Source organism: Rheinheimera sp. (genome assembly GCF_036568245.1).
Taxonomy (GTDB): domain Bacteria; phylum Pseudomonadota; class Gammaproteobacteria; order Enterobacterales; family Alteromonadaceae; genus Alishewanella.
Genome location: NZ_DATCSY010000096.1, coordinates 1 through 22,489, shown reverse-complemented (window position 1 = coordinate 22,489; position 22,489 = coordinate 1). Strand labels below are relative to the sequence as shown.

General features: G+C 49.3%; 19 protein-coding genes and 3 tRNA genes. 8 read left to right on the top strand and 14 right to left on the bottom strand.

Annotated features, from left to right (window positions below):
• Positions 1 to 294 precede the first annotated feature (294 nt).
• The 3 genes from VIN66_RS04185 (at position 295) to VIN66_RS04175 (ending at position 570) form a co-directional block, all read left to right on the top strand.
• Positions 295 to 370 (top strand) — tRNA-Ala (locus tag VIN66_RS04185).
• A gap of 14 nt (positions 371 to 384) precedes the next feature.
• Positions 385 to 460, top strand: a tRNA-Glu gene (locus VIN66_RS04180).
• 34 nt (positions 461 to 494) lie between these two features.
• A tRNA-Glu gene (locus VIN66_RS04175) sits at positions 495 to 570 on the top strand.
• A gap of 89 nt (positions 571 to 659) precedes the next feature.
• On the opposite strand, the gene VIN66_RS04170 is transcribed toward VIN66_RS04175, so the two are convergent.
• Positions 660 to 1,247, bottom strand: a complete 588-nt coding sequence (locus tag VIN66_RS04170) for an arylesterase (RefSeq protein WP_331922821.1) — start codon at positions 1,245 to 1,247, stop codon at positions 660 to 662.
• On the opposite strand from VIN66_RS04170, the gene VIN66_RS04165 reads away from it, so the two are divergent.
• Both VIN66_RS04165 and VIN66_RS04160 read left to right on the top strand, forming a co-directional pair.
• Positions 1,246 to 1,956, top strand: coding sequence for an ABC transporter ATP-binding protein (locus VIN66_RS04165; protein WP_331922820.1), 711 nt, complete (start codon positions 1,246 to 1,248; stop codon positions 1,954 to 1,956). The two genes, VIN66_RS04170 and VIN66_RS04165, sit on opposite strands and share 2 nt — an antisense overlap.
• Positions 1,946 to 4,432 (top strand): ABC transporter permease, encoded by a 2,487-nt coding sequence (locus VIN66_RS04160; protein ID WP_331922819.1) that lies wholly within the window; start codon positions 1,946 to 1,948, stop codon positions 4,430 to 4,432. Before VIN66_RS04165 ends, VIN66_RS04160 begins: the two co-directional genes overlap by 11 nt.
• On the opposite strand, the gene VIN66_RS04155 is transcribed toward VIN66_RS04160, so the two are convergent.
• The 5 genes from VIN66_RS04155 to VIN66_RS04135 all read right to left on the bottom strand — a co-directional run bounded on the left by VIN66_RS04155 (position 4,421) and on the right by VIN66_RS04135 (position 8,074).
• Positions 4,421 to 5,329: a TIGR01777 family oxidoreductase gene (locus VIN66_RS04155; protein WP_331922818.1), complete on the bottom strand. Its 909-nt coding sequence runs from the start codon at positions 5,327 to 5,329 to the stop codon at positions 4,421 to 4,423. The genes VIN66_RS04160 and VIN66_RS04155 overlap by 12 nt on opposite strands.
• A gap of 45 nt (positions 5,330 to 5,374) precedes the next feature.
• Positions 5,375 to 5,740 (bottom strand): dihydroneopterin triphosphate 2'-epimerase, encoded by a 366-nt coding sequence (folX, locus tag VIN66_RS04150; RefSeq protein ID WP_331922817.1) that lies wholly within the window; start codon positions 5,738 to 5,740, stop codon positions 5,375 to 5,377.
• 87 nt (positions 5,741 to 5,827) lie between these two features.
• The gene (locus tag VIN66_RS04145; protein WP_331922816.1) at positions 5,828 to 7,138 is read right to left on the bottom strand and encodes an ATP-binding protein; all 1,311 of its coding nucleotides are present in this window, start codon (positions 7,136 to 7,138) and stop codon (positions 5,828 to 5,830) included.
• A 1-nt stretch (position 7,139) separates the two neighbouring features.
• Positions 7,140 to 7,817, bottom strand: a complete 678-nt coding sequence (locus VIN66_RS04140) for a response regulator transcription factor (protein WP_331922815.1) — start codon at positions 7,815 to 7,817, stop codon at positions 7,140 to 7,142.
• Positions 7,817 to 8,074, bottom strand: a complete 258-nt coding sequence (locus VIN66_RS04135; RefSeq protein ID WP_226768045.1) for a PepSY domain-containing protein — start codon at positions 8,072 to 8,074, stop codon at positions 7,817 to 7,819. The genes VIN66_RS04140 and VIN66_RS04135 overlap by 1 nt, the downstream gene beginning before the upstream one ends.
• A 357-nt stretch (positions 8,075 to 8,431) precedes the next feature.
• On the opposite strand from VIN66_RS04135, the gene VIN66_RS04130 reads away from it, so the two are divergent.
• Complete coding sequence (locus VIN66_RS04130; protein WP_331922814.1) at positions 8,432 to 8,746, top strand: ComEA family DNA-binding protein; 315 nt, start codon at positions 8,432 to 8,434, stop codon at positions 8,744 to 8,746.
• A gap of 21 nt (positions 8,747 to 8,767) precedes the next feature.
• Here the strand turns inward: VIN66_RS04130 and VIN66_RS04125 are convergent, their stop codons facing one another.
• The 8 genes from VIN66_RS04125 to VIN66_RS04090 form a co-directional block, all read right to left on the bottom strand.
• Positions 8,768 to 9,988, bottom strand: a complete 1,221-nt coding sequence (locus VIN66_RS04125; RefSeq protein ID WP_331922813.1) for an EAL and HDOD domain-containing protein — start codon at positions 9,986 to 9,988, stop codon at positions 8,768 to 8,770.
• 103 nt (positions 9,989 to 10,091) lie between these two features.
• Positions 10,092 to 11,600 carry a sodium/proline symporter PutP gene (gene putP, locus VIN66_RS04120; RefSeq protein WP_331922812.1) on the bottom strand — a complete coding sequence of 503 codons (1,509 nt, stop codon included), beginning with the start codon at positions 11,598 to 11,600 and terminating at the stop codon, positions 10,092 to 10,094.
• A 187-nt stretch (positions 11,601 to 11,787) separates the two neighbouring features.
• A complete protein-coding gene (locus tag VIN66_RS04115; RefSeq protein ID WP_331922811.1) occupies positions 11,788 to 13,455 on the bottom strand; it encodes a BatD family protein in 1,668 nt (555 codons plus the stop codon).
• On the bottom strand, positions 13,449 to 15,260 hold the full coding sequence (locus tag VIN66_RS04110) for a vWA domain-containing protein (RefSeq protein WP_331922810.1): 1,812 nt from the start codon (positions 15,258 to 15,260) through the stop codon (positions 13,449 to 13,451). The genes VIN66_RS04115 and VIN66_RS04110 overlap by 7 nt, the downstream gene beginning before the upstream one ends.
• On the bottom strand, positions 15,250 to 16,242 hold the full coding sequence (locus VIN66_RS04105) for a VWA domain-containing protein (RefSeq protein WP_331922809.1): 993 nt from the start codon (positions 16,240 to 16,242) through the stop codon (positions 15,250 to 15,252). Before VIN66_RS04105 ends, VIN66_RS04110 begins: the two co-directional genes overlap by 11 nt.
• Complete coding sequence (locus tag VIN66_RS04100; protein WP_331922808.1) at positions 16,235 to 16,720, bottom strand: DUF4381 domain-containing protein; 486 nt, start codon at positions 16,718 to 16,720, stop codon at positions 16,235 to 16,237. Before VIN66_RS04100 ends, VIN66_RS04105 begins: the two co-directional genes overlap by 8 nt.
• Positions 16,713 to 17,654, bottom strand: coding sequence for a DUF58 domain-containing protein (locus VIN66_RS04095; protein ID WP_331922807.1), 942 nt, complete (start codon positions 17,652 to 17,654; stop codon positions 16,713 to 16,715). Before VIN66_RS04095 ends, VIN66_RS04100 begins: the two co-directional genes overlap by 8 nt.
• A 1-nt stretch (position 17,655) precedes the next feature.
• On the bottom strand, positions 17,656 to 18,609 hold the full coding sequence (locus VIN66_RS04090; protein WP_331922806.1) for a MoxR family ATPase: 954 nt from the start codon (positions 18,607 to 18,609) through the stop codon (positions 17,656 to 17,658).
• 196 nt (positions 18,610 to 18,805) lie between these two features.
• On the opposite strand from VIN66_RS04090, the gene fadI reads away from it, so the two are divergent.
• Together fadI and fadJ are read left to right on the top strand one after the other, a co-directional pair.
• Positions 18,806 to 20,116 carry an acetyl-CoA C-acyltransferase FadI gene (fadI, locus tag VIN66_RS04085; protein WP_331922805.1) on the top strand — a complete coding sequence of 437 codons (1,311 nt, stop codon included), beginning with the start codon at positions 18,806 to 18,808 and terminating at the stop codon, positions 20,114 to 20,116.
• Positions 20,116 to 22,248 (top strand): fatty acid oxidation complex subunit alpha FadJ, encoded by a 2,133-nt coding sequence (fadJ, locus tag VIN66_RS04080; protein ID WP_331922804.1) that lies wholly within the window; start codon positions 20,116 to 20,118, stop codon positions 22,246 to 22,248. The genes fadI and fadJ overlap by 1 nt, the downstream gene beginning before the upstream one ends.
• The last annotated feature ends 241 nt before the right edge of the window (positions 22,249 to 22,489 follow it).

Below are 22,489 nucleotides of genomic sequence, written 5' to 3'. Positions count from 1 at the left end.
ACGGTATCGATAGTCTATACAAAAACGCTTATGAACACGACATTCTGCAGTGGCTACTGCGGCAGTTTTTTCTGTCTGAGGCAAAATAAACATCCGCTTCTCGTGCTATAGCTAGAGTAAACCATTCTAAAAACAGCTAATTTTTGCCAAATTTGCTGGTTAATTCATCGTTGCGTTTAAAAAGTGTCCGAACAAACAAGGTGGCAGAAAAAACTGTTGACACATTTTCGGTGGCACCCTAGAATGCGCCCCGTGTTCAGCGCTAATGCAAGTTAGCGAAAAACATAAAAGTGTGGGGCTATAGCTCAGCTGGGAGAGCGCTTGCATGGCATGCAAGAGGTCAGCGGTTCGATCCCGCTTAGCTCCACCAAGATTTTTTAGTGCGTCCCCTTCGTCTAGAGGCCTAGGACACCGCCCTTTCACGGCGGTAACAGGGGTTCGAATCCCCTAGGGGACGCCAATAAATCTACACTTTTTTGAATGAATGTTTTTGCGTCCCCTTCGTCTAGAGGCCTAGGACACCGCCCTTTCACGGCGGTAACAGGGGTTCGAATCCCCTAGGGGACGCCACTTCGCGTCAAAACTTCATCAATACCACAAATATTATCTGCTTTAGCACTCAGACATATACTGTAACACTCTTACACTTGAGTGAGCCTTTAGTCAGGCTCAAAATCTGCTAATAATTTTCCGACAAATTCGCTGATTAACGGCTGTGCTTCGCTGTTAGGGTGTATTCCGTCCCCAAGCATTAGATCGCTATTGACAGCGATATTGTCCATGAAGAATGGCCATAGCGTTATTTGATGTTTTTCAGCTAGTTGTGGATAAATTCGACTAAATTGTTGTCCATAACGAGGTCCATAGTTCGGCGGTATACGTATTTGCATTAACACGGGTGCCGCTTTATGCTGCTTAACCAACGTGATGATTTCATTTAAATTGGATTCAATGGTACCAATAGCATGGCCACGTAAACCATCGTTGCCACCTAATTCAATTAATACAGCATCAGGCTGATGCTGCTGCAGTAGCGCTGGCAGGCGTGCAACACCGCCAGCCGTTGTTTCACCGCTGATACTGGCGTTAATTAATTGCCAGTCAGTACGTTGTTGCAGCAGATAAGGCCAGCCTTGTTGCTGTTGCATGCCATAGGCTGCACTTAAACTGTCGCCGAGAATAAGTAGTTTTTGTGCCTGGCTAATCTGGCAGAAAAATACGAGCACAAAGAAGAAGATAATACGCATGATGACAACACCTGAAGTTCACATTAAAGCTACTAATTTGGCTAAGAGCGTCAAAGTAGCGGATGGTTCCTTAACTATCCTGCATGATATCAGTCTGACGATCAATCGTGGCGAAAGTGTAGCGATTGTCGGCGCTTCCGGCTCTGGTAAATCTACTTTGCTTAGTTTGCTGGCCGGTTTAGACACGCCGAGCAACGGTGAAGTTTTTCTGGGGCAGCACCCATTACATAACTTGTCTGAAGATGATCGGGCTGGCATAAGGGCTGCTGAAGTGGGGTTTGTGTTTCAGTCTTTTTTATTGTTACCCAGTCTGACTGCCCTTGAGAACGTTACGTTACCAGCTGAGCTTGCTGGAATAAAAGATGCAAAAGCGCGCGGCACGGCGTTACTGCAGCAAGTTGGTTTGGCTGCCAGGGCAGATTTCTTTCCTTCACAGTTATCGGGCGGAGAGCAACAGCGGGTTGCGATAGCCCGGGCGTTTATTACCCAACCGGCAGTCCTGTTTGCCGATGAGCCTTCAGCCAACCTGGATGCGCAAACCGGAAAGAAAGTAGAAGATTTGCTGTTTAAACTCAACAAAGAGCAGGGGACTACGCTGATTCTGGTGACGCACAATGCAGAGCTTGCTGCCCGCTGCCAGAGACAATATCAGATGCAAGCCGGACGCTTTGTCAATGAAGATGACAAGGGGCTGGCAGATGTGGGTTAATATAGCGTGGCGATTGTTCTGGCGTGAGCTGCGTCGCGGAGAGCTTTGGGTTATCGGTTTTGCGTTATTTCTTGCCGTTGGCTCAGTAGTCAGTTTGAGTGGTATTACCCAAAGCGTAAATAGTGCGCTGAAACAGCGCAGCGCGCATTTTTCGGCTGCAGACAGGGTATTAAGATCCAGCCAGCCTTTTGATACAGAAGTTATTACGCAAGCCGTTACTGCAAACTTGAAAGTCTCCCGTCAGATGCAATTCGATTCTATGCTGTTCGCTGGCGATAAGATGCAGTTAGCAACCATCAAAGCTGTTGATGATAGCTATCCACTGCGAGGTGAGCTGCAGCTAAACCGCTCTGTAGTGGCCGGTGTTGGTGATGCTATATTAATTCAGCCGGGCGAAGTGTATTTCGAAGCCCGTTTGTTTGACCTGCTGAACCTGCAAGTCGGTGATAAGGTCGAGCTTGGAATGTCCCGCTTAACGGTGGCAGGCGTTATTACACAGGAGCCTGATGCGCCACTTAGCGTGTTTGGCGGAGCACCAAGGGTACTAATGCACCTGGAGGATGTTGCCGCAACAGAAATTGTACAACCGGGAAGCCGTATTGCTTACCGCTATTTGTTTGCCGGTACTGAGCAGCAGCTCGGTCAGTTTGAAGATCTGATGCAGCCTCAGCTTACCGCACATCAACGCTGGCAGAAAATGGATAGCCAGTCTGCAATAGGCGGTGCTTTACAACGAGCGGAACGGTTTTTGTTGCTGTCAGGCCTGCTTGGGATTGTACTGGCAGCTTGTGCTGCCGCCGTAGCTGCGAGTCGCTACAGTCAGCGTCATACCCAGGCCGTGGCAGTTATTAAAGCACTGGGCGCGACAACCCGACAAATCAGACTGATTTATGGTGGTCATCTGTTGCTTGTCGTCGCATTTAGCCTGGTTTGTGGCATTGTTGCCGGGCAGCTTGCAATTGAAGCTGCTCAGTTTGGGATCCAATATTATTTAGGCGATTTTCGCAGTGAATTCAGCTGGAGACCAATATGGCTTGGCAGCCTGACCTGTGTGATTTGCGCGATATTATTTGCTGCCAGGCCAATGTGGCGTCTTGCAGGCACTGCTGCGATTGAAGTATTAAAAAATTCTACACTCAAGCTTGAGCTTGATAAGCTGCAGCTGTTCACCGGAGCTTTGGCTATCTGGGCCTTGATGTGGCTATTTAGCGGTGAGTTTCTGTTAAGTATTGGCTTGTTTTTGCTGTGCGCGCTTTTTGCAGCGCTACTGATGTCTGCTGCAGCTTTGTTGGTCAAACTTGCTAAACCGGTAGCTGCAGGCCAAAGCAGTGCGAGAAAGCTTGCTTTAGCCAATCTGCGCCGTCGCTTGTGGGCAAACAGTTTTCAACTTATTACCTTTAGCCTGGCTATCTTTCTGACTTTGCTGTTGTACTTTCTGCGTGCAGAGCTGATAGGGCAGTGGCAACAGCAGATCCCTGACGGGGCGCCGAATCAGTTCTTAGTCAATATCACTGAACCGCAGCGTGCAGTACTCAATCAGTTTGCAGCAGAGCATGATCTTGTCACAGGCGAGTATTATCCTGTGGTTCGGGGCCGGTTGGTGTCTGTGAATGATGAGCAGTTGCAGGAGGAAGCAACGAAAGAGCAGCGTTCAGAGCAGCGGGTCGGTATTGGTCGTGAGCTGAATCTGACCTGGCTGGCACAGTTGCCTGACAATAATCAGATAGTGTCGGGGGGCTGGTTTGACACAAAAAACAATGCGCAGGTTTCGGTTGAAAGTGAAATAGCGCAAAGGCTAAATATTAATCTTGGCGATACGTTGGCGTTCTCTGTCGGTGGTCAGCAACTTAGCGCAACTGTGAGCAGTATCCGTAAAGTTGACTGGAACAGTCTGCAGCCCAATTTTTATATGATCTTAAGCCCGGATGTACTGGCTGATTTTCCCGCGACCTATATCACGGCGTTTTATCTGCAGCCTGAGCGAAACTTGCTGCTTAATCAGCTCGCCAGGTTAATGCCGACAGTGACTGTTATCAGCGTTGATAATATTATTCAGCAGGTAAACAGTATCATCAGTCAGGTGACAATTGCCCTTAGTTTTATTTTACTGATTATATGCTGTGCAGCTGCACTGGTACTGGTTGCTCAGGTGCAGGCAACGTTGGAACAACGTGAGCAGGAGTTAGCAATTCTGCGCACTTTAGGTGCACGTCATGCCTTCTTACGTAATGCTTTACTGTTGGAGTTTTCGCTGTTAGGTGGATTGGCCGGGTTATTTGCAACGGTATTGGCAGAGTTGATGCTTTTTATTGTGCAACAACGCGCTTTTGATCTGCCGTTTACATTGCATTACACCTTATGGTGGTTAGGACCGGTGCTCGGCGTTGTTTTGGTAACTACTTTGGGCTGGTGGCAACTGAGGCGTTTAATGCGTATACCAGGTGCTGCACTGATAAGACGGGTATTACAGAGCTGACTGGCCGGACAGTAAATCCGTCAGTGCTGGCTTAAGTTCCTTGAAGCGGAACTGATAGCCTGCCTTAATCAGATTTGCCGGTATTACCCGCTGCCCATCTAGCAGCAACGTCGCCATTTCACCCAGCAGTAAATTTAGCATAAATGCGGGGATGGGTAATAAGGCAGGGCGGTGCAGCACCTGTGCCAGTTCCTGGCTAAATTGTGCATTGGTAACCGGGGTGGGGGCTGTAGCATTAAAAACCCCTTGTAATGTAGGGTGAAGCAGTAAAAACTCAATGATCTGCACTATGTCATCAATATGCACCCATGACATGTACTGCTCTCCGTTACCTATTCTGCCACCTAGCCCAAGTTGAAATGGCGGCAGCATTTTTTTCAGCGCACCACCTGATTTCGACAGTACTATGCCGGTACGTAACAGGCAAACCCGGGTTTGTGGGCTTGCCGCTTCCTGCGCCAGCATTTCCCAGCGCTCGCATAGCTGATGGGGGAAATCGTCATGATAATGGCTAAAGTCCTCACTGATAAGCTGAGTGTGCTGGGCGCCATAAAACCCTATTGCAGATCCGCTGATCAAGACCTGTGGCGGCGTTGAGGCACGGTTAATAGCGTCTACCAGAGAAGCGGTACATCGCCAGCGGCTGTGACATAACTCTTGTTTTTGCCGCTTTGACCAGCGCTTGCCGACGATAGGCTCGCCGGCAAGATTTATTACTGCGGTGATATTGTTAAAATCAACATCAGCCAGACTGGCTACGGCTGTAACGCCGTCTCCAAAACGCGCTGTCACGTTCTGGGGAGTGCGGCTTAATATTGTCAGCTTATAGTGATTCTGCCATCGCTTAACAAGCGTACTTCCAATCAGACCGGTGCCGCCGGTTATCAGTATATGCATAGGGGCTGTTATCCTGATACGGAGCCAAGGTGATAAGTATAGAGCTTATTTATTTACTGAAAGCGTTAATGACACTGAATCTGCAAAACGAAGCGCATGGGGTTTGTCTATCTCAACTTCCGCATAATGCACTGATGCGTGTTCTGCGGCGATTGCCAGTACGTCTGCTGTCAGTTTTTCCAGCAGTGAAAAACGCTGATTTTCAACCAGCGCAATGATCTTTTTGGTAATGGTTCTGTAGTTCAGCGCGTTATCCATATTATCAGTGTTGGCTGCGTTTGCTGCGCTGTATTTGATTAACGCATTAATAATCACATCTTGCTTGTTATTAATTTCATCTTCTTTGATACCAATATAGGTACGCAAACGCAGGTTTTTTATTTTAATTATCGCAGGATTATTCAGATCCATTATCTATTCCTAACATCACAGTTCTTGTTTTCTATATTACGCGAAAGAATTGATTTCGATCATCACGTTGTTGTATCAAATTGGCATTCAGCTGAGGTATACGGTAAAGCGGGCACCACCCAGCTCACTGTCATCCAGTTCTAAAGTACCGGAATAGGATTGCACCAATTCTGCGACAATCGCAAGGCCAACACCATGTCCCTCCTGATAGGTATCCAATCTTGTTCCACGCTCAAACAAAGCTTGTCGTTTTTCTTCCGGTACACCGGGGCCGTCATCTTCAATACACAACATTAAATGCTGCGACTGCTTTATCGTGACAGTGACCTGCTGCCGGCACGCTTTGCAGGCGTTGTCCATCAGGTTGCCCAGTATTTCCATCAAATCGGTTTCATCGCCCCTAAAAGCGTAGTGTTCTGCACAATCAATCTTTATCGCCAGGTTTTTGTCGCGGTATATTTTGCTTAAGGCCGATATCAGTTTTTCCAATCGTGGCTTAATTTCAATTTGCTTTTTCCAGACATCCTGGCCGGAGCTGGCGGCTCTTTTTAGCTGATGTTCGATCATTGATGTGATGCGGTCCAGTTGCTCTTTCAGCTCTGGTTGTTGGCTAAGTGCTGAGGTCTGTAGCACGGCTACAGGTGTTTTCAGTGCATGCGCCAGATCGCTTAAATGATGGCGATAGCGCTGCTTTTGCCGGTTCTGGTTTGCCAGTAATAAATTCAGATCTTCCTTGATAATACTCAGCTCAGCAGGGTAACGCGCACTTAGCTGCTCCTGGCTGCCATTTTCGACCCGGCGGATTTCATGGTCAAGTCTGGTCAAAGGCTTGGTTGTCCAGTAGTAAGCAAGCAACATCAGCAACAGCAGCATTAAACCGATACCGATGAACCATTGTATTAATGTGGCACGAAACGTCTGCTGGGGGGCGATAAGTCTTTCGTCGGTCTGAACTACATGTACCGTCAGAGGGCGGGTATATTCCTCTGCATCAAACAACAGAGATATCGATAATACCCAGAAGGTCCCGCTGGGTTGAGTTGTCTGACGAAATAAATGCTCACCTGGCGGCAATGCTTCTATAGGAGGAATAAAGTGCTGGTTAAGAGAGGAATCGGATTGCCACACCAACTCCTGCTCATGTGTTATATAAGCGCTGAGGCCGGAATCCGGACGGTAAAAATCAGGTGCCAGTGCATTATTCAACAGCTCAACTTTGTCTTCTGTAACGCTCAGTTCAGATAGAATGGCGTACATGTGCACTTCCATTTTCTGTTCGGTGGAGGTTAGCAGTTGGGTATAAAAGGCTCGGTCTATTGCGATAAATGAACTTGGCAGCAGAAACAGCAGTAAAAAAATACTGACCAGCATCTGCCGCAGTTTCAAAGATAGTGACATATCAGGCGACGTTCAGGGTGAAACGGTAACCTCTGCCGCGCAGAGTCTCAATCGGTTTATTTTCACCGTCAGGATCGAGCTTTTTCCGCAAACGTAGTACAAACACTTCAATAACGTTGCTGTCCAAGTCAAAATCCTGGTCATAGATATGTTCTGTCAGCTCAGTTTTTGAAATGACTTTATTCGGATTCATCATAAAGTATTCAAGCACTTTGTATTCGTATGCGGTCAAGCTGATTTCTTCTTCATTTAACCATACCTGCTGGGTACGGCTATTAAGCGCTATAGGACCCGCCGACAAGGTCGGCTCTGGCTGACCGGCCGCCCGGCGGATAAGGGCGTTACAGCGCGCCAATAATTCTTCCGTATGAAATGGTTTTGTCAGGTAGTCATCAGCGCCGGCGTCCAGACCCTCGACCTTTTCCTGCCAGCTGCCGCGCGCCGTCAATACTATGATAGGGGTTTTCAAAGCTTTCTGGCGGGCTTTACGGATCAAGGTAAGGCCATCCATTTTCGGCAGACCTATATCAATAATCGCCAGATCGTAAGGATATTCAGATAACTTAAACCAGCCGTCATCGCCATCCATTGCAACATCAACGCTAAACTGCTGTTGCTGTAATTGTTCTTTAATTTGCTGAGCTAACAGATTTTCATCTTCAACGACGAGTAGGCGCATTAAATTCCATCCTTTTTTACCCGGCCGGACTGGCCATCTACTAACACGGTAATTACACGGCCGTCTGCCTGTAATACCCGGATCCGGTACTGCTGCTTTTCTGTCTGCACTCTGACAATTTTACCCGGATAACGCTCCTGCGCCAACGCAGCTGCGCGCTCGCGGGTGATTTGCAAAGTATCCTGTATACCTTTAGCTTGAAGCGATATGCTGGCCAGCAGTCCGATAATCAACAGAATAATTCTGGTGCTACGCATTGTTCTCTCCAATTCTTGTCGCGGTACTTTACCTAACTATTTGTGTAGCAGCAATTATCTTGGCTGTTACTTTATTGGGTATCGCCCTTTACGGCTGACATGGTTATCAAATGACACAAGCAAGAGTAGGCAGGTCAGACTTAATTCGTGCTGAATACTTTGCAGAGAATAAAATAATTTAAAGTTAAAAAATAATTGCAAATGTAAAAATAATGACTAATTTAATTGTGTTGGCAGTAAAAACTCTCAGCTCCCGGTTGTATGGTTTGCCTTTTTGGTAACAGTGCCAACCCGGAAAAGTCAGGCAGCAGTCAGCGGAGTCAGCAGGGAAAGAGAGCATGTTTAAGGATGATAAAAATGAACAAACTATATTTCGCACTGGGTATGACGCTGTTTACGTTAGCAACGAATGTGTGTTTTGCAGAGACAAAAGCACCTGCTCAGGTCAGTAAAGCTGAAGCTGCGGCCCATGTTGCTCAAAAAGTCTCTCTCAACACCGCAACGCTTGAGCAGCTTGAAGCCATTCCCGGGCTTGGTAAAAAGAAAGCTCAGGCTGTGCTTGATTATATTGCGCAAAATGGCGCTATAAAAAATGAAACTCAGTTGACTGAGGTTAAAGGTATTGGTGAGAAGCTTGCGGCTAAAATAAGCCCGTACGTCAGTTTCAATTAATATAATTCAAAGCCCTGGAGATCAGTCTCCAAGGGCTTTCATTTGTTCGTTAGCCCACTGCACCGCTGTATGATAAGAATCCGGTACTTTATCATTAGGCAGTTGTAACGTATTAATGGCCTGATTCGCTTCTTTCCACTGTGCTTTTTCATAATGTTGAATAAGCTGGATATAGTCTGCAAGCAACCCTTTCTTCTCTATCAACGCCTCTTTAATCTCTTTTGCCAGTGGCAGCTTATTCATTACACTGTCAATAGGCTCATCCAGAATCGCATCCATCAGTGACATCAGGCCGGTAAGAAAAGCCTTCGCTGTATCAACTTTGCCGTGCAGCTCAGCTAAACCTTCAGCAAAGCGGGCGCGGGTCATCGACATACGCATCAGCTCAGCAGGTTTGTCACTGCTTATCTGCGAAGTGAACAGTAAAGATAAAAACTTTTTCAGCTCTGCCTGACCAAGTACAACCAAGGCTTGTTTGATGGTTTCAATTTCGGTGCGGCGTTTAAAAATTGCTGAGTTACTGTAGCGTAATAACTTGTAAGATAAGTGCACATCACGCTGAAATACCTGCGTAATTTTATTCAGATCCATATCTGCTTTTGAGGTTTCGTATAGCAGTTCTGCCAGTGTCATCTGCGCAGGGGCCAGGGCTTTACTCTGCATCATCTCCGGCTTTGAGAAAAAGTAGCCCTGAAAATAGCTAAAGCCCATATCCAACGCCAACTGAAACTCTTCATTGGTTTCGACTTTTTCTGCCAGTAACTTAATATGCGGAAAATCAGTCAGCGCCAGCTTAATGTCGTTGATAGTGTCAGCGGCGGTAGAGCGAAAATCTATTTTGATAATATCAATGAAAGGATAAAAGTGCCGCCATACTCCCTGATGAATATAATCATCCAGCGCCAGCACATAGCCTTGCTCTTTTAATTGCTGACATTCTGCCAGCAAGCGTTTTCCCGGTTGAACAGTTTCCAGTATTTCTATGACCACCTGCTCTTTTGGCAGCATACTCGGGTACTTTTTTTGTAATGTATCGAGCGTAAAGTTAATAAAGCCGGGTTTGTCACCGAGAAAGTCATCCAAACCAAAGCTAAACTGACTGCCTTCAACCATGCGAGAAGTTGCTTCATCACCATCAACATCGGGAAACGCGTTTTCAAGGCCGTCCCTAAACAGCAGTTCGTAAGCATAAAGTTCTTTGTTGCGGTCAAGGATAGGTTGGCGTGCGGCGTAAAAATACATAAATGTTCTATCTCAGAAAATGAACACTAAAATGTTAATCTAGCAAAAATCACCGGCCAGGACATATAAATTTTTATAATGTGCTGGCCGGAACATGCATTTATTACTGTTTGAGCTCAGTTTGCATTTTTTCGAATACAGAGGTGATCTCTGGTGCAGGCGTTCTGGTAAGTTTGCTCACCACGACAATAAATACACTGCTGATGATAACGCCCGGCAGAATTTCGTATACCAGGCTGCTGAGGGTTGCGCCGTTCTCAAGTACTGGCGCATAGATCCAGAATAATACTGTGGCTGCACCACTGATAATACCGCTTAAGGCACCGGCAAATGTCATCCGTTTCCAGTACAGGCTAAATACAACCAGTGGGCCGAAAGCGGCACCAAAGCCCGCCCAGGCATTACTGACTAATGTCAGAATCGAGCTGTCTCTGTCATAGGCCAGAACAATGGCTACCATCGCTACGGCCAATACTGACAGGCGGCCAACCATTACCAGCTCGCGCTGAGACGCACTGCGGTTAACGAAGGTCTTGTAAAAATCTTCTGTCAGAGAGCTGGATGTGACCAGTAGCTGCGAAGAAATAGTACTCATAATAGCGGCCAGAATTGCAGCAAGTAGAAAGCCGGAGATAAGCGGGTGAAACAAAAACTGGGAAAAGATAATAAAGATTGTTTCAGGGTCGCTGAGCGTCATTTTAGTATTGGCAACATAAGCAATACCGACCAGGCCTGTCATCACAGCACCCAGTAGCGTGATGAACATCCAGCTCATCCCAATGCGCCTGGCTGCTTTAATATCTTTTACCGAGCGGATAGCCATAAAACGAACGATGATATGTGGCTGGCCAAAATAGCCAAAACCCCAGGATAACAGCGAGATGATACCCAGTGCCGTAAGCGCAGTGCCGGTGCTGGCATCAACAAACGGATTACTGAAGTCGGGGTTGATGTTACTGACCTGCGACATCACAGAACCCAAACCGCCTAAATGATCCAGTGCTACCAATGGTACTAAAACCAGTGATACAAACATGATACAGCCCTGCACGAAATCGGTAATACTGACAGCCAGAAACCCACCAAACAAGGTGTAAGCCACCACAACGCCAGCTGTAACATAGAGCCCCAGCTCGTAGCTTAAGCCAAATGAGCTTTCAAACAGCTTGCCGCCACCCACCACACCGGAAGAGGTGTATAAGGTAAAAAACAACACGATAACAACAGACGACACTATACGCAGGATCCGGGTTTTATCTGCAAAACGGTTTTCAAAGTAGTCCGGCAGTGTAATAGAGTCGTTTGCGACTTCGGTGTAAACCCTTAAACGGGGGGCAACGATGATGTAGTTGAAGAAAGCACCGATCAATAAACCAATGGCTATCCAGCCACTGCTGATACCCGACAGGTACATAGCGCCAGGCACCCCCATCAGCATCCAACCGCTCATATCTGATGCACCTGCTGACAATGCTGTTACTGCCGGGCCGAGTTTACGACCGCCCAGCATATAGCCTGATACGTCGTCCGTTGACGTTTTATAACCATATAAACCTATGGCCAGCATGACGATAAAATATAACCCTAACGAAATAATAGTGCCTGTTTCCAAAACAGTTTCTCCTTATGGCAGCGGCTAAGCTTTGGTTAACGCGGGTCTAACCAAAGCTCAGTACAAAAAAATACCTGATACAAAATCAGGTTTAAAAACAGACTCATGCTAACAAGTTGCGCGCATGCTTACCAGTGTAAAGCGGCAAGCATGCGCTGATGGAGGCTGGATAACTAAGCTGTCGGGTTCATTTGGGGTATAGCGGGGATAATGACTGTTGCTCGCCGCCAGTGCTTGTTTTCGCTGTACTGAAGCTCTGCCACGCTTGCCAGAGCGCCTCACCTTGCCAGGTTGTAGCGTTATCGCTGTACAGCGCGTTGTTCAGGATATCCAGCTGTTGATTAAGCGCTTTGGCGTTAACGACGGCTTTTAACTCTGTCAGCGATAAACAACGTGTATCCAACTGTTGGTGGCCAAAACGCAGCAGCTCAGCTCTTGCCGCCACGGCATCATTACGCTGACAGGCTTGCTTTAAGGCTCTGCTGTCAAAACGCACACGGCTTGTTGTCGGTGCAGCGGGCTTTGCCGGTGCTTTTAACTGCCACACCAGATAACCGATAAACAGGCTGATAAACCACAGTGCAGCCAGAGTACTGCTCAGGTGGTTCCACTGCCACTGTGATACCTCTGAGGCCGCAGATGGGGGGCTCTGTTGCTGCGGGGCGGGTACAGCCGGTACCTGTGTGGCTGGTGCAGAATTGACGGCAGCTGCAGCACCGCTGACGGTGAGTTTACGTGCGGGCAGACTGGCTTGCTCGAGTTTACCGGTTTGGCTATTCCACCAGGGCAAGCTTACCGCCGGCAGTTCCAGCTCACCTGCCTTATTTGCAATTACGGCAGTGGTAAACACTTTTTGTGCAACCAAACGGCCATTGCGTTCAGCGCTTTTAGCTTGTGGTTGCTCCTGATACAGCCGCAGCCCGTCCGGGAAACCTTGTTTGATTTCAGGTAACTGATTTTCTGCCACATCAACGGCCGACAACGTGATAGTGCGGGTCACCGGTTCACCCTGTTTCAGTTCGGTAATGTCCGGGCTCCACTCTTCAGTTAATGTCACCAGACCGGCAACCAGCCAGTCACCGGGAAAGCTATCTGGTATTGGATTAACCTTTATATCTATCGGCTGAGCCTGCTGCACTACCGTTTTGGTGCGGGCAAAATAATTATAACGGGCGCTGTCACGGTCTATCATCTCGCCATTAAAGGCTGGCGGCGTAATGGTAAAACTGCCGCTACGTTGCGGCGTTATCGCATAACGACGGGTAATGGTGCGGTACCGGATGCCGTTAACCAGCGCGGAGCTTTCGCTGTCCTGGCCTACCTGGCTGATGCTGGCGCCTTCCAGCACCGGCTCTGATAACGAACCGCGTTGCAGTTCACCGTTAAAATAAATGGTCACCGTGTAATAGCTAAGCTGCTGCACATACAGCTGCTGTTGCTCCATCTTGGCTTCGAGAAACAGCTCCTGCGAGTTATTGCTGCTGTTACTTACCCTGCCTTCGAGGATTTTTAGCGTAATTGGCGTTGTGCTGAGCCCTTGCAACGTAAAAGCGGGAATAGTGAATTCGCCGCTTGACTTGGGCAGCAATACAACACGCCAACTGGTGCTCTGGCTTGCCTGCCCATTAATGATCTGGGTACTGCTGCTAATCGACGGCACCATGACTGTGAAGTCTTTCTCCAGTGCGCGAAAACTGATGGCATCAGAAGCCACCCGGGCGTCCGCGACGACTTCCAACGTCACGGCTTCGCCCTGCAGTGCCGGGTTTTTATCGACGCTGGCGGTTAATTTAGTCAGTGCCTGTAACGGTAAGCTTAACAGCAGCGCCACGGCCAGCAGTACACCCTTTACCATTGTTGATCAACTCCTGTCGGCAAACGCTGTTGTTGCCGTTTTAAATATTCCAGATACATTTTATTGCGCAGTAGCAGGGCAGGGTCGTCCTGGACTTTTCGCAGCAGATTATCTAACTGTTGTTGCTCTTCATCTGTCGCATTTGGCCAGGCTTCGCGTATGGCCTGAGTGCGTTCCTGTGTCTCATCGTCTGATTCTGTTGCCGGTTCAGGCTGGTTTTGCTGCGCAGCCGGTTCTTGTTCCGCTGCTTGCTCAGCCTCAGTTTGTTGCTGTTGTTGCCCTTCTTGCTCAGAGGCATCATCGGCGTTGCTTTCGCTGTCAGAACTATCATCACTATTTGAGTTGCTGTCAGATTGCTGTTGCTTATCGCCCTGTTTTTGTTGCTGCTCCTGTTGGTTCTTCTGTTGCTTTTGCTGCTCCTGCTGCTGTTGTTGCTGCAGTAATTGCTGCATTAACTGAGCATTTTGAGCGGCAGGGGAGAAGTCGGGCGCCAGTTCCATTGCTTGCTGATAAGCGGCCAGTGCATCTTCGTAACGTTGTTGCTGCGCCAGACTGTTGCCAAGATTATGATAGGCGTCGGCTGTTGGGGTTTGCTCTGTTGCACTGCGATAGGCGTGTTCTGCCTGTTGAAAGTCGCCATTGCGGTAGGCTGCGTTGCCTTGCCATAGCGGCTGGCTAAATTTCTGCTGGGCGCTGTTGTAGTCACCTTGCTGATAGTCCTGCTTCGCCTGCTGCTGGCGGGTTTGCCACAAGTCACGCCATTCAAACGCATGAGAGGGGGCAGGGAATAACATCACTAAGCCAACGGCCAGTAAACTACTGTATTTACGGTTGAGCAATAGCAGAGGCAGTAACAACCATACCAGGTAAATGGCATTGTCCTGCCACTGATCGCCCTGGATCTGCTTACTGGTATCGGCCTGATCAAATGCAGAAAGTGCAGGCAGGTTAATAATATCGTTTAGCATGCTGCCGCTATTGCTGGCCTGGGTGTATACGCCACCGCTTTGCCTGGTCAGGGTGGCCAACTGCTGTTGAGGCAGTTTGGGGATCACCACTGCACCGGTAGCAGTTTTTAGCAGTTCGCCATTTTCCAGTTGCACCGGTGCACCGTCTTCACTACCGAAACCCAGCACTGATAAGCGGTGCGGCCAGTTATTTATCAGATCCTGTAGTTCGCGGAAACTGTTGTTGTCAAAGCCATCGGTAAACACGACAACATCGCCACGCGGATATCCTGCCTGACGTAATAATTTATCGGCCTGTTGCAAGGCGGCAACCAGGTTGGAGCCCTGCACTGGCATGATTTCTGGTTTCAGATCCGGAATGAGTAGGCGGATATTATTATGGTCCGGTGTCAGCGGCGAGATGACAAAGGCATCGCCGGCGAAGCTTAGCAGCGCCAATTCACCTTCACGCAGCTGATCAGTAAAATCAAGTGCCGCAAAGCGCATCTGAGTCAGGCGATCGGGCGCCATGTCGGTGGCTCGCATCGACATTGACATGTCCAGTACCAGAACGGTGGCTTTTTTTAACGCAAACGCCGGTTGCGGAATTTTTTGCCAGCTGGGGCCTGCGAGGGCAATGCTGGTGATAATCCAGCAGCACAGCAGCAGAGGCAGTGCTAACGGCTGCTTCTTCAGTAAAAGTTGGCCACCGAGCAGTGCTTGCTGTAAATGCGGGGCAATTAAGCTGTGCCAGGGGCTATGCTCGCGCCGGTGAAAATACAACAAGATCGCAAACAGCAGCACCGGTAACAGTGACAGCAGCCACAGCGGGCGTAAAAAATGAAAATCAGCCAGCATGCTTAAATACTCCACGCCAGTTAACGCTGCGCGCTGCCAGAATAAAAGATAACAACAAAGCCAGGGCTAACGGCCAGTGCAATAAACTGCGCTGCGGCCGGTACGTTACGCTGTCACGCTCTATAGGCTCAAGCTGGTCAATTAACTGATAAATCTGGTTCAGTTCATTTAAATCGCGGGCACGGAAATAACGGCCGCCAGTATCTTCGGCCAGCTTAGTGAGTAACCTTTCATCCAGATCCTGAGACGGATTGACCATACGCTGACCAAACACACTTTGTTGTACCATTTGCTCAGCACCCACGCCAACAGTATGAATTCTTACGCCTGCTGCTTTAGCCAGCTGTAATGCTTCCAACGGCTGAATATTGCCTGCGGTGTTAGCGCCATCACTAAGCAGGATTAGCACCTTGTTTGAACTGTCGTAAGTATTCAGTCTTTTTACCGCCAGGCCAATGGCCTCACCGATAGCTGTGCGTGTGCCGACCAGACGCAGTACGCTGTCATCAAGCATCTTTTGCACTGTCACTAAGTCGAAGGTCAGAGGTGTTTGCTGATATGCCGCGTCGGCAAATAAGATAAGACCGATCCTGTCACCCTGGCGGCGCTTAATAAAGTCGCTGACGACTGACTTTACGGCATCGAGCCGGTTAACGCTTTGCCCCTGATACTGCATGTCGGCAATTTCCATCGAGCCGGATAAATCCAGCGCCAGCATCAGGTCGCGACCTTGCTGAGGCAGTGTCACCGGCTCGCCCAGCCAGCGGGGTTGAGTAGCGGCCAACACCAGTAGCAGCCATATCGTCATTGCCAACACCGAGCTCAGACTGATGAGTTTACTGCTATTACCTGACGGTTCAGAAGCCAATCTGGCAAGAGCGGGTAGGGTTAACGCCGCTTCTGTTGTTGCCTGACGTTTAATCCGCAGTAAAAGTGGCAATACCGCCAGCACAGCCAGCCAGGGGTAACCAAACTCAAGCATGTTCTGCCTCCTGCGTACCGGTTTGCAGTGGGGCTTTGGCCTGATACCCGCTTAACCAGGCTTTGGCAAACAGATACAATGCCGCCTTGGCATCGCTATTCCCCTGACGCTGGTACAGCAGTGCTGTTAAGTCTGGTAGCGCTGCTGTGCATTGCGCTGCCAGCCACTGTTGCCAATGTTTGCTATCCATACTGAGCGCCGGATGAGCCGGTTGATAATGCCTGAGTACACGCTTTATCAGCTGGTTTATCTGAGTAGGGTCATCGCCGCTGCGATGTATCTGCTCCAGTAACAGCAAAGCCTGCCGTTTCGGAGCGAAGTAACGCCAGCGACGGTAAAAATACAGCGCCAGATAAAGCAATGCCATGGTCAGCACCGCAATCAGTAACCACCAAAGAGGTGCCAATGCAAAGCCAAGTACTAGCTCCGGTTCACTGATATCGGCAAGGTGTGCCAGCGGAGATCCGGTTTCAGCCATACCACTTTCTCTCTAATTGACTCAGTACCGGCTCGGCAGCGCTGACCGGTAGCCATTTGCAGCCAAGCTGGTTAAGGTGAAGCTTAAGTTGTTGTTGCACATCATTTTGCTGGCGGGCGTAGCGTTGCTGCAAGGCACTACTGCCAAGCTCAACATAACCCGTCTGCCGGCCATCACTGACCGCGGCCATGCCATGACTGGTTGCCGGTAACATCAAATCTAACGGGTCAGTCACCGGGCAGCAGCTGACTTCATTGTGCTGGCGTATGGCCCGGATATGGCGCAAACCGTCCTGATTAAAATCGCTGAAATCTGACAGTACATAAACCAGGCTGCCGGGCCGTACCAGGCGGCGCAATTGGCTTAAAGCGTCATTCAGCGTCAGGCCGCGGTTGCCGCTATCGGCCTGATGTATTTCGGTTAGCGCATGAAAGTAGCGTAACACGCCGAGACTGCGGCTTTGCGGTTTAAGCTCAATGTGTTGATGCTGGCTAAACACCAGGCCACCCAGTTTGTCACCACGCTGTTTAACATGCCAGGCAATAAGCGCGGCCAGATGCGCGGCCTGCACTGATTTGAACAGTAAGCTGGAACCAAAATGCATACTGCTGCTGAGATCCGTCAATATAAATACCGGCCGCTCTTTCTCTTCACGAAACAGCTTGGTATGCACTTTGCCGGTGCGGGCGGTGACGCGCCAGTCGATGGTGCGCACGTCATCACCATTCTGATAATGCCGTACCTCATCAAACTCCATGCCCCGACCTTTGCTTTTGGCAAGATAAGTGCCGGCCAGCTTACTCTGGATAGCCATTTGCGGCGTTAAGTCGAGTACTTTAGTGTAGCGCTGGTACCACAGCAGCTCTGTCAGGCCAAGGCTGGTGCCCGTTGTACCGTTTTGCAGCCGCCACTGCTGGGGAGACAACTGGTTCATATCAGGCCGACGGCACCAGACGCAGAATTTCACTTAATACGTCATCGGTACTGATCCCTTCAGCTTCAGCTGCATAGGTCAGAATCAGACGATGGCGCAGCGTATTATGGAATACCGCTTGAATGTCATCCGGCGTGACAAAATCACGGCCTGCCAGCCAGGCTTTAGCTCGGGCACAACGTTCTACGGCAATGGTTGCCCTTGGGCTGGCGCCGTAGCCAATCCAGCTTGCTAGTTTCTCACTGTATGCACTGGCATTGCGGGTCGCCATAATCAGCTGCACGATATACTGTTCCAGGCTGTCAGCCATATGTAGCTGTAAAATAGCTTTACGGGCAGCAAAAATGTCGTTTTGGCTTATCGGCGATACTGCATTTTGTCCGCCACTGAGCGCTTCACCACGGGTGAGTTTTAAGATCGCCAGCTCTGTCGCTGCATCGGGATAATCAACTTTCAGGTGCAATAAAAAACGGTCGAGCTGAGCTTCCGGCAACGGATAAGTCCCTTCCTGCTCCAGCGGGTTTTGTGTTGCCATGACTAAGAACAGTTCTGGCAGCGGGTAAGTATGGCGGCCAACGGTAACCTGCTTTTCGGCCATCGCTTCAAGTAATGCAGATTGTACCTTTGCCGGTGCCCGGTTTATCTCATCCGCCAGAATAATATGATGAAACAGCGGGCCGCTTTGAAATTCAAACTGCCCGGTCTCCGGACGGTAGATATCAGTACCGGTTAAATCGGCTGGTAACAAGTCTGGCGTAAACTGAATGCGGTGAAACTGGCCTTCTACACCATGCGCCAGTGCATTGACAGCACGGGTTTTTGCCAGCCCCGGCGGCCCTTCTACTAATAGGTGGCCATTTGCCAGCAGTGCCAGCAGAATGCCTTCAGTAAGTTCAGGTTGACCCAGCACCTGGCTGTCGAGGTAGGCTTTTAAACCAGAAAACGCGTTCACCATAATGTTATCAGTCTTAATTAATTAATTTCATTGATTGTTTTTTCGCCATATGCCACAGAAACGGGCTAGGCTAAGACGTTATAACCTAAATATGGTTCAGTTTGCATTAAAACAAGTGTTTTAATTTTCGGCGTCTGTCGTTACAATCGACCGATAAATACAGGTCAGACCTGTATATTAATCACAGAGGAACACTATGAATTCGCCAATAAACCTTACTACCCGTCAGGGCGATCGCATCGCAATTGTCTCTGGTTTACGTACCCCTTTTGCTAAACAAGCGACAGAGTTTCATGGCGTATCTGCACTGGACTTGGGAAAATTGGTGGTTAATGAGCTGCTGATCCGCAGTGAGCTTGACGTTAAGCTGGTAGAGCAACTGGTTTATGGTCAGGTGGTGCAAATGCCTGAAGCACCTAATATTGCCCGCGAAATAGTGCTGGGTACAGGCATGAATGTGCATACTGATGCCTTTAGCGTTACCCGCGCCTGTGCTACCAGTTTTCAGTCCGTTGTCAGCGTAGCAGAGTCGATGATGGCGGGTATTACCCAAATAGGCGTTGCCGGTGGTGCGGACTCCAGCTCTGTGTTGCCTATTGGTGTCAGTAAAAAGCTTGCGCGGGCGCTGGTCGATTTAAATAAAGCCCGTACCTTTGGCCAGAAGCTGGCGATATTCCGCCGGCTCGGGTTAAAAGATTTACTGCCGGTACCGCCAGCAGTCGCGGAATATAGTACAGGCTTGTCGATGGGCGATACGGCAGAGCAAATGGCTAAAACGCACGGTATCAGCCGTGCAGATCAGGACGCGCTGGCACACCGCTCTCACACGCTGGCGGCTCAGGCCTGGCAAAGTGGTGTGATGCAAGATGAGGTGATGACGGCACATATTGAGCCGTACTCTCGCTATCTGGCGATTGATAACAACATTCGACAGGACTCTAAATTAGAGTCTTACGCCAAACTGAAGCCGGTTTTTGACCGCGCGCATGGCAGTGTTACCGCTGCGAACGCTACCCCGTTAACGGATGGTGCTTCTGCGGTATTAATGATGACTGAAAGCCGCGCCAAAGCGCTGGGTTACACGCCGCTGGGCTACATCCGCAGTTATGCCTTTGCTGCCATCGACGTGTACGATGATATGTTAATGGGGCCATCTTATGCTACGCCAATAGCGCTGGATAGAGCTGGCATGTCGTTAAATGATCTGACGTTGATTGAGATGCATGAAGCCTTTGCCGCCCAAACGCTTGCCAACGTGAAAATGTTCGCCAGCAAAAAGTTTGCGCAAGATAAGCTTGGCCGTAGTGAGGCTATTGGTGAAATTGATATGACGAAGTTTAACGTGCAGGGTGGCTCACTGGCTTACGGACACCCGTTTGCCGCTACCGGTACCCGTTTAATTGTGCAGACACTGAACGAGTTAAAACGCCGCGGCGGCGGTACGGGTTTAACCACAGCTTGTGCGGCGGGTGGCTTAGGCGCGGCGATGATTTTGGAGACAGAATAATGACAACAACTAACAGTTTCAGCCTGCAAATTCGCGATGACAATGTCGGCGTTATTACGATGGATATTGCCGGCGAGTCGATGAATGTACTAAAAGCCGCTTTTGCTGACGAAATAACAGCGCTGCTGGCAGATATTAAAGCCAATAGCCAGCTCAAAGGGCTGGTGTTTATCAGTGGCAAGAATGACTCCTTTATCGCCGGTGCCGATATTTCGATGCTGGATAACTGTAATACCGCTGCCGAAGCCGAAGCGATTGGCCGGATGGGGCAACAGATGTTTGATCAGCTCGAACAGCTGAGTATTCCGCTGGTAGCGGCTATCCATGGCCCTTGCCTTGGCGGTGGACTGGAGCTTGCGATGGCGTGTCATGCCAGGGTTGCTACGACAGATAGCAAAACCGTGCTGGGCCTGCCGGAAGTGCAGTTGGGCTTATTACCAGGCAGTGGCGGTACGCAGCGCCTGTCGCGTTTAGTGGGCTTGCAAAAAGCCCTGGATATGATTTTAACCGGCAAACAGCTGCGAGCAGCTCAGGCGAAAAAAGCCGGTTTGGTTGATGATGTTGTGCCGCAAAGCATTTTACTCGATGCCGCAGTGAAACAGGCATTAAAAGGTAAACCTCAGCGCGGGCAACCGAAGCTTAACCTGGTAGGCAAAGTGCTTGAGCGTACCGCATTTGGTCGTAATATCCTGTTTAGCCAGGCGCGTAAACAAACACTGAAAAAAACGCAGGGCAACTATCCGGCACCACTGAAAATTCTTGAGGTGATCAAAACCGGCGTAGATAACGGTAAGCAGGCTGGCCTGGCAGCTGAGGCCAAAGCCTTTGGTGAGCTGTGTATGACCAAAGAGTCAGCGGCGCTGCGCAGCTTATTTTTTGCCACAACCCAGATGAAAAAAGAAACCGGTGCCGGTGATATTAAACCGGCTAAAGTACATAAAGCTGCGGTGTTGGGCGGTGGCTTAATGGGCGGCGGTATTGCCAACGTTACGGCGACTAAAGCAGGTGTACCGGTCAGGATCAAAGATATCAACGAGCAGGGTATCAGTAACGCACTGAAATACAGCTACTCACTCCTGCAGAAAAAGTTTAAGCGCCGTTTTATCAGCAAAGCTGACATGCAGCGGCAAATGTTGCTGATCACAGGCACAACCGATTACAGCGGTTTTCATGATGTGGATATTGTGGTTGAAGCGGTGTTTGAAGACTTAGCTTTGAAGCAGCAAATGGTAGCAGACATTGAACAGCATTGTTCAGAAAATACCGTTTTTGCCAGCAACACCAGTTCATTGCCGATCGGTCAGATCGCAGCTAAGGCACAACGGCCGGAAAATGTGATTGGCCTGCATTACTTCTCACCGGTAGATAAAATGCCGCTGGTTGAGGTCATTGCGCACAAGGCAACGTCTGAGCAAACCATAGCCACGACTGTTGCTTTTGCCCGTAAGCAAGGCAAAACGCCGATAGTGGTAAAAGATGGGGCAGGTTTCTACGTTAACCGTATTCTGGCGCTGTATATGAACGAGGCGGCCAATATCCTGCTGGAAGGCGAGCCGGTTGAGAAGATCGATAAAGCTCTGATTAAGTTTGGCTTCCCGGTGGGGCCGATGACATTGCTCGATGAAGTGGGTATAGATGTTGGCGCAAAGATTTCACCTATTCTGGCGAATGAACTGGGAGAGCGGTTTGTAGCACCAGCAGCGTTTGACAAGTTGCTGGCTGATGGCCGCAAAGGTAAAAAGTCTGACAAAGGCTTTTATCTATACGGTAACAACAGCAAAAAAGGCAAAAAGCTGGTTGATGAAAGCGTTTATCCGGTACTGGGGGTAACAGTCGCACCGAAACTTAGCGCAGACGAAATCAGCCGCCGCTGTGTCGTCCAGATGCTGAATGAAGCGGTCCGCACGTTAGAAGAAGGCATTATTGCCTCTGCCCGTGATGGTGATATCGGTGCAATATTCGGTATAGGTTTTCCGCCGTTCCTTGGCGGGCCGTTCCGCTATATTGACCAGTTAGGTGCCGCTGAGCTGGTCGCCCAGTTACGCAATCTGGAGTCGCGTTTTGGTAGCCGTTTCACCCCAGCCGCGCTGCTGGTGACAATGGCTGAACAACAGAAACGGTTCTACGACTAAGCCAGCTGGCGAAAATACAACCAAAGGTTAACAACATCAGATAAACAAGGGCGCTATAATGGCGCCCTTTGTTTTAGCTGTTCGATGTATAGTGTTATGGGGGCCCTGTGTTGTTGTTACCTGTTGTGTGGCTGCTTACAGCCGCTGGTATTTATGTTGCGGCACTGCGTAGCGGTATGACTGCTGTTAAATGGGCCTTAGCGGCGCTGTGCACCGGGCCACTGCTGATCCCGCTATTCAG

What these genes read in the sequence shown, in the direction of transcription:
- folX (WP_331922817.1), bottom strand. Translation starts at nt 5,740, where the DNA reads ATGGATCTGAATAATCCTGCGATAATTAAAATAAAAAACCTGCGTTTG.
- VIN66_RS04140 (WP_331922815.1), bottom strand. Translation starts at nt 7,817, where the DNA reads ATGCGCCTACTCGTCGTTGAAGATGAAAATCTGTTAGCTCAGCAAATT.
- VIN66_RS04160 (WP_331922819.1), top strand. Translation starts at nt 1,946, where the DNA reads ATGTGGGTTAATATAGCGTGGCGATTGTTCTGGCGTGAGCTGCGTCGC.
- VIN66_RS04095 (WP_331922807.1), bottom strand. Translation starts at nt 17,654, where the DNA reads ATGAACCAGTTGTCTCCCCAGCAGTGGCGGCTGCAAAACGGTACAACG.
- VIN66_RS04135 (WP_226768045.1), bottom strand. Translation starts at nt 8,074, where the DNA reads ATGCGTAGCACCAGAATTATTCTGTTGATTATCGGACTGCTGGCCAGC.
- VIN66_RS04090 (WP_331922806.1), bottom strand. Translation starts at nt 18,609, where the DNA reads ATGGTGAACGCGTTTTCTGGTTTAAAAGCCTACCTCGACAGCCAGGTG.
- VIN66_RS04105 (WP_331922809.1), bottom strand. Translation starts at nt 16,242, where the DNA reads ATGCTTGAGTTTGGTTACCCCTGGCTGGCTGTGCTGGCGGTATTGCCA.
- VIN66_RS04125 (WP_331922813.1), bottom strand. Translation starts at nt 9,988, where the DNA reads ATGTATTTTTACGCCGCACGCCAACCTATCCTTGACCGCAACAAAGAA.
- fadJ (WP_331922804.1), top strand. Translation starts at nt 20,116, where the DNA reads ATGACAACAACTAACAGTTTCAGCCTGCAAATTCGCGATGACAATGTC.
- VIN66_RS04145 (WP_331922816.1), bottom strand. Translation starts at nt 7,138, where the DNA reads ATGTCACTATCTTTGAAACTGCGGCAGATGCTGGTCAGTATTTTTTTA.
- VIN66_RS04115 (WP_331922811.1), bottom strand. Translation starts at nt 13,455, where the DNA reads ATGGTAAAGGGTGTACTGCTGGCCGTGGCGCTGCTGTTAAGCTTACCG.
- VIN66_RS04155 (WP_331922818.1), bottom strand. Translation starts at nt 5,329, where the DNA reads ATGCATATACTGATAACCGGCGGCACCGGTCTGATTGGAAGTACGCTT.
- VIN66_RS04110 (WP_331922810.1), bottom strand. Translation starts at nt 15,260, where the DNA reads ATGCTGGCTGATTTTCATTTTTTACGCCCGCTGTGGCTGCTGTCACTG.
- fadI (WP_331922805.1), top strand. Translation starts at nt 18,806, where the DNA reads ATGAATTCGCCAATAAACCTTACTACCCGTCAGGGCGATCGCATCGCA.
- VIN66_RS04165 (WP_331922820.1), top strand. Translation starts at nt 1,246, where the DNA reads ATGATGACAACACCTGAAGTTCACATTAAAGCTACTAATTTGGCTAAG.
- VIN66_RS04130 (WP_331922814.1), top strand. Translation starts at nt 8,432, where the DNA reads ATGAACAAACTATATTTCGCACTGGGTATGACGCTGTTTACGTTAGCA.
- VIN66_RS04170 (WP_331922821.1), bottom strand. Translation starts at nt 1,247, where the DNA reads ATGCGTATTATCTTCTTCTTTGTGCTCGTATTTTTCTGCCAGATTAGC.
- VIN66_RS04100 (WP_331922808.1), bottom strand. Translation starts at nt 16,720, where the DNA reads ATGGCTGAAACCGGATCTCCGCTGGCACACCTTGCCGATATCAGTGAA.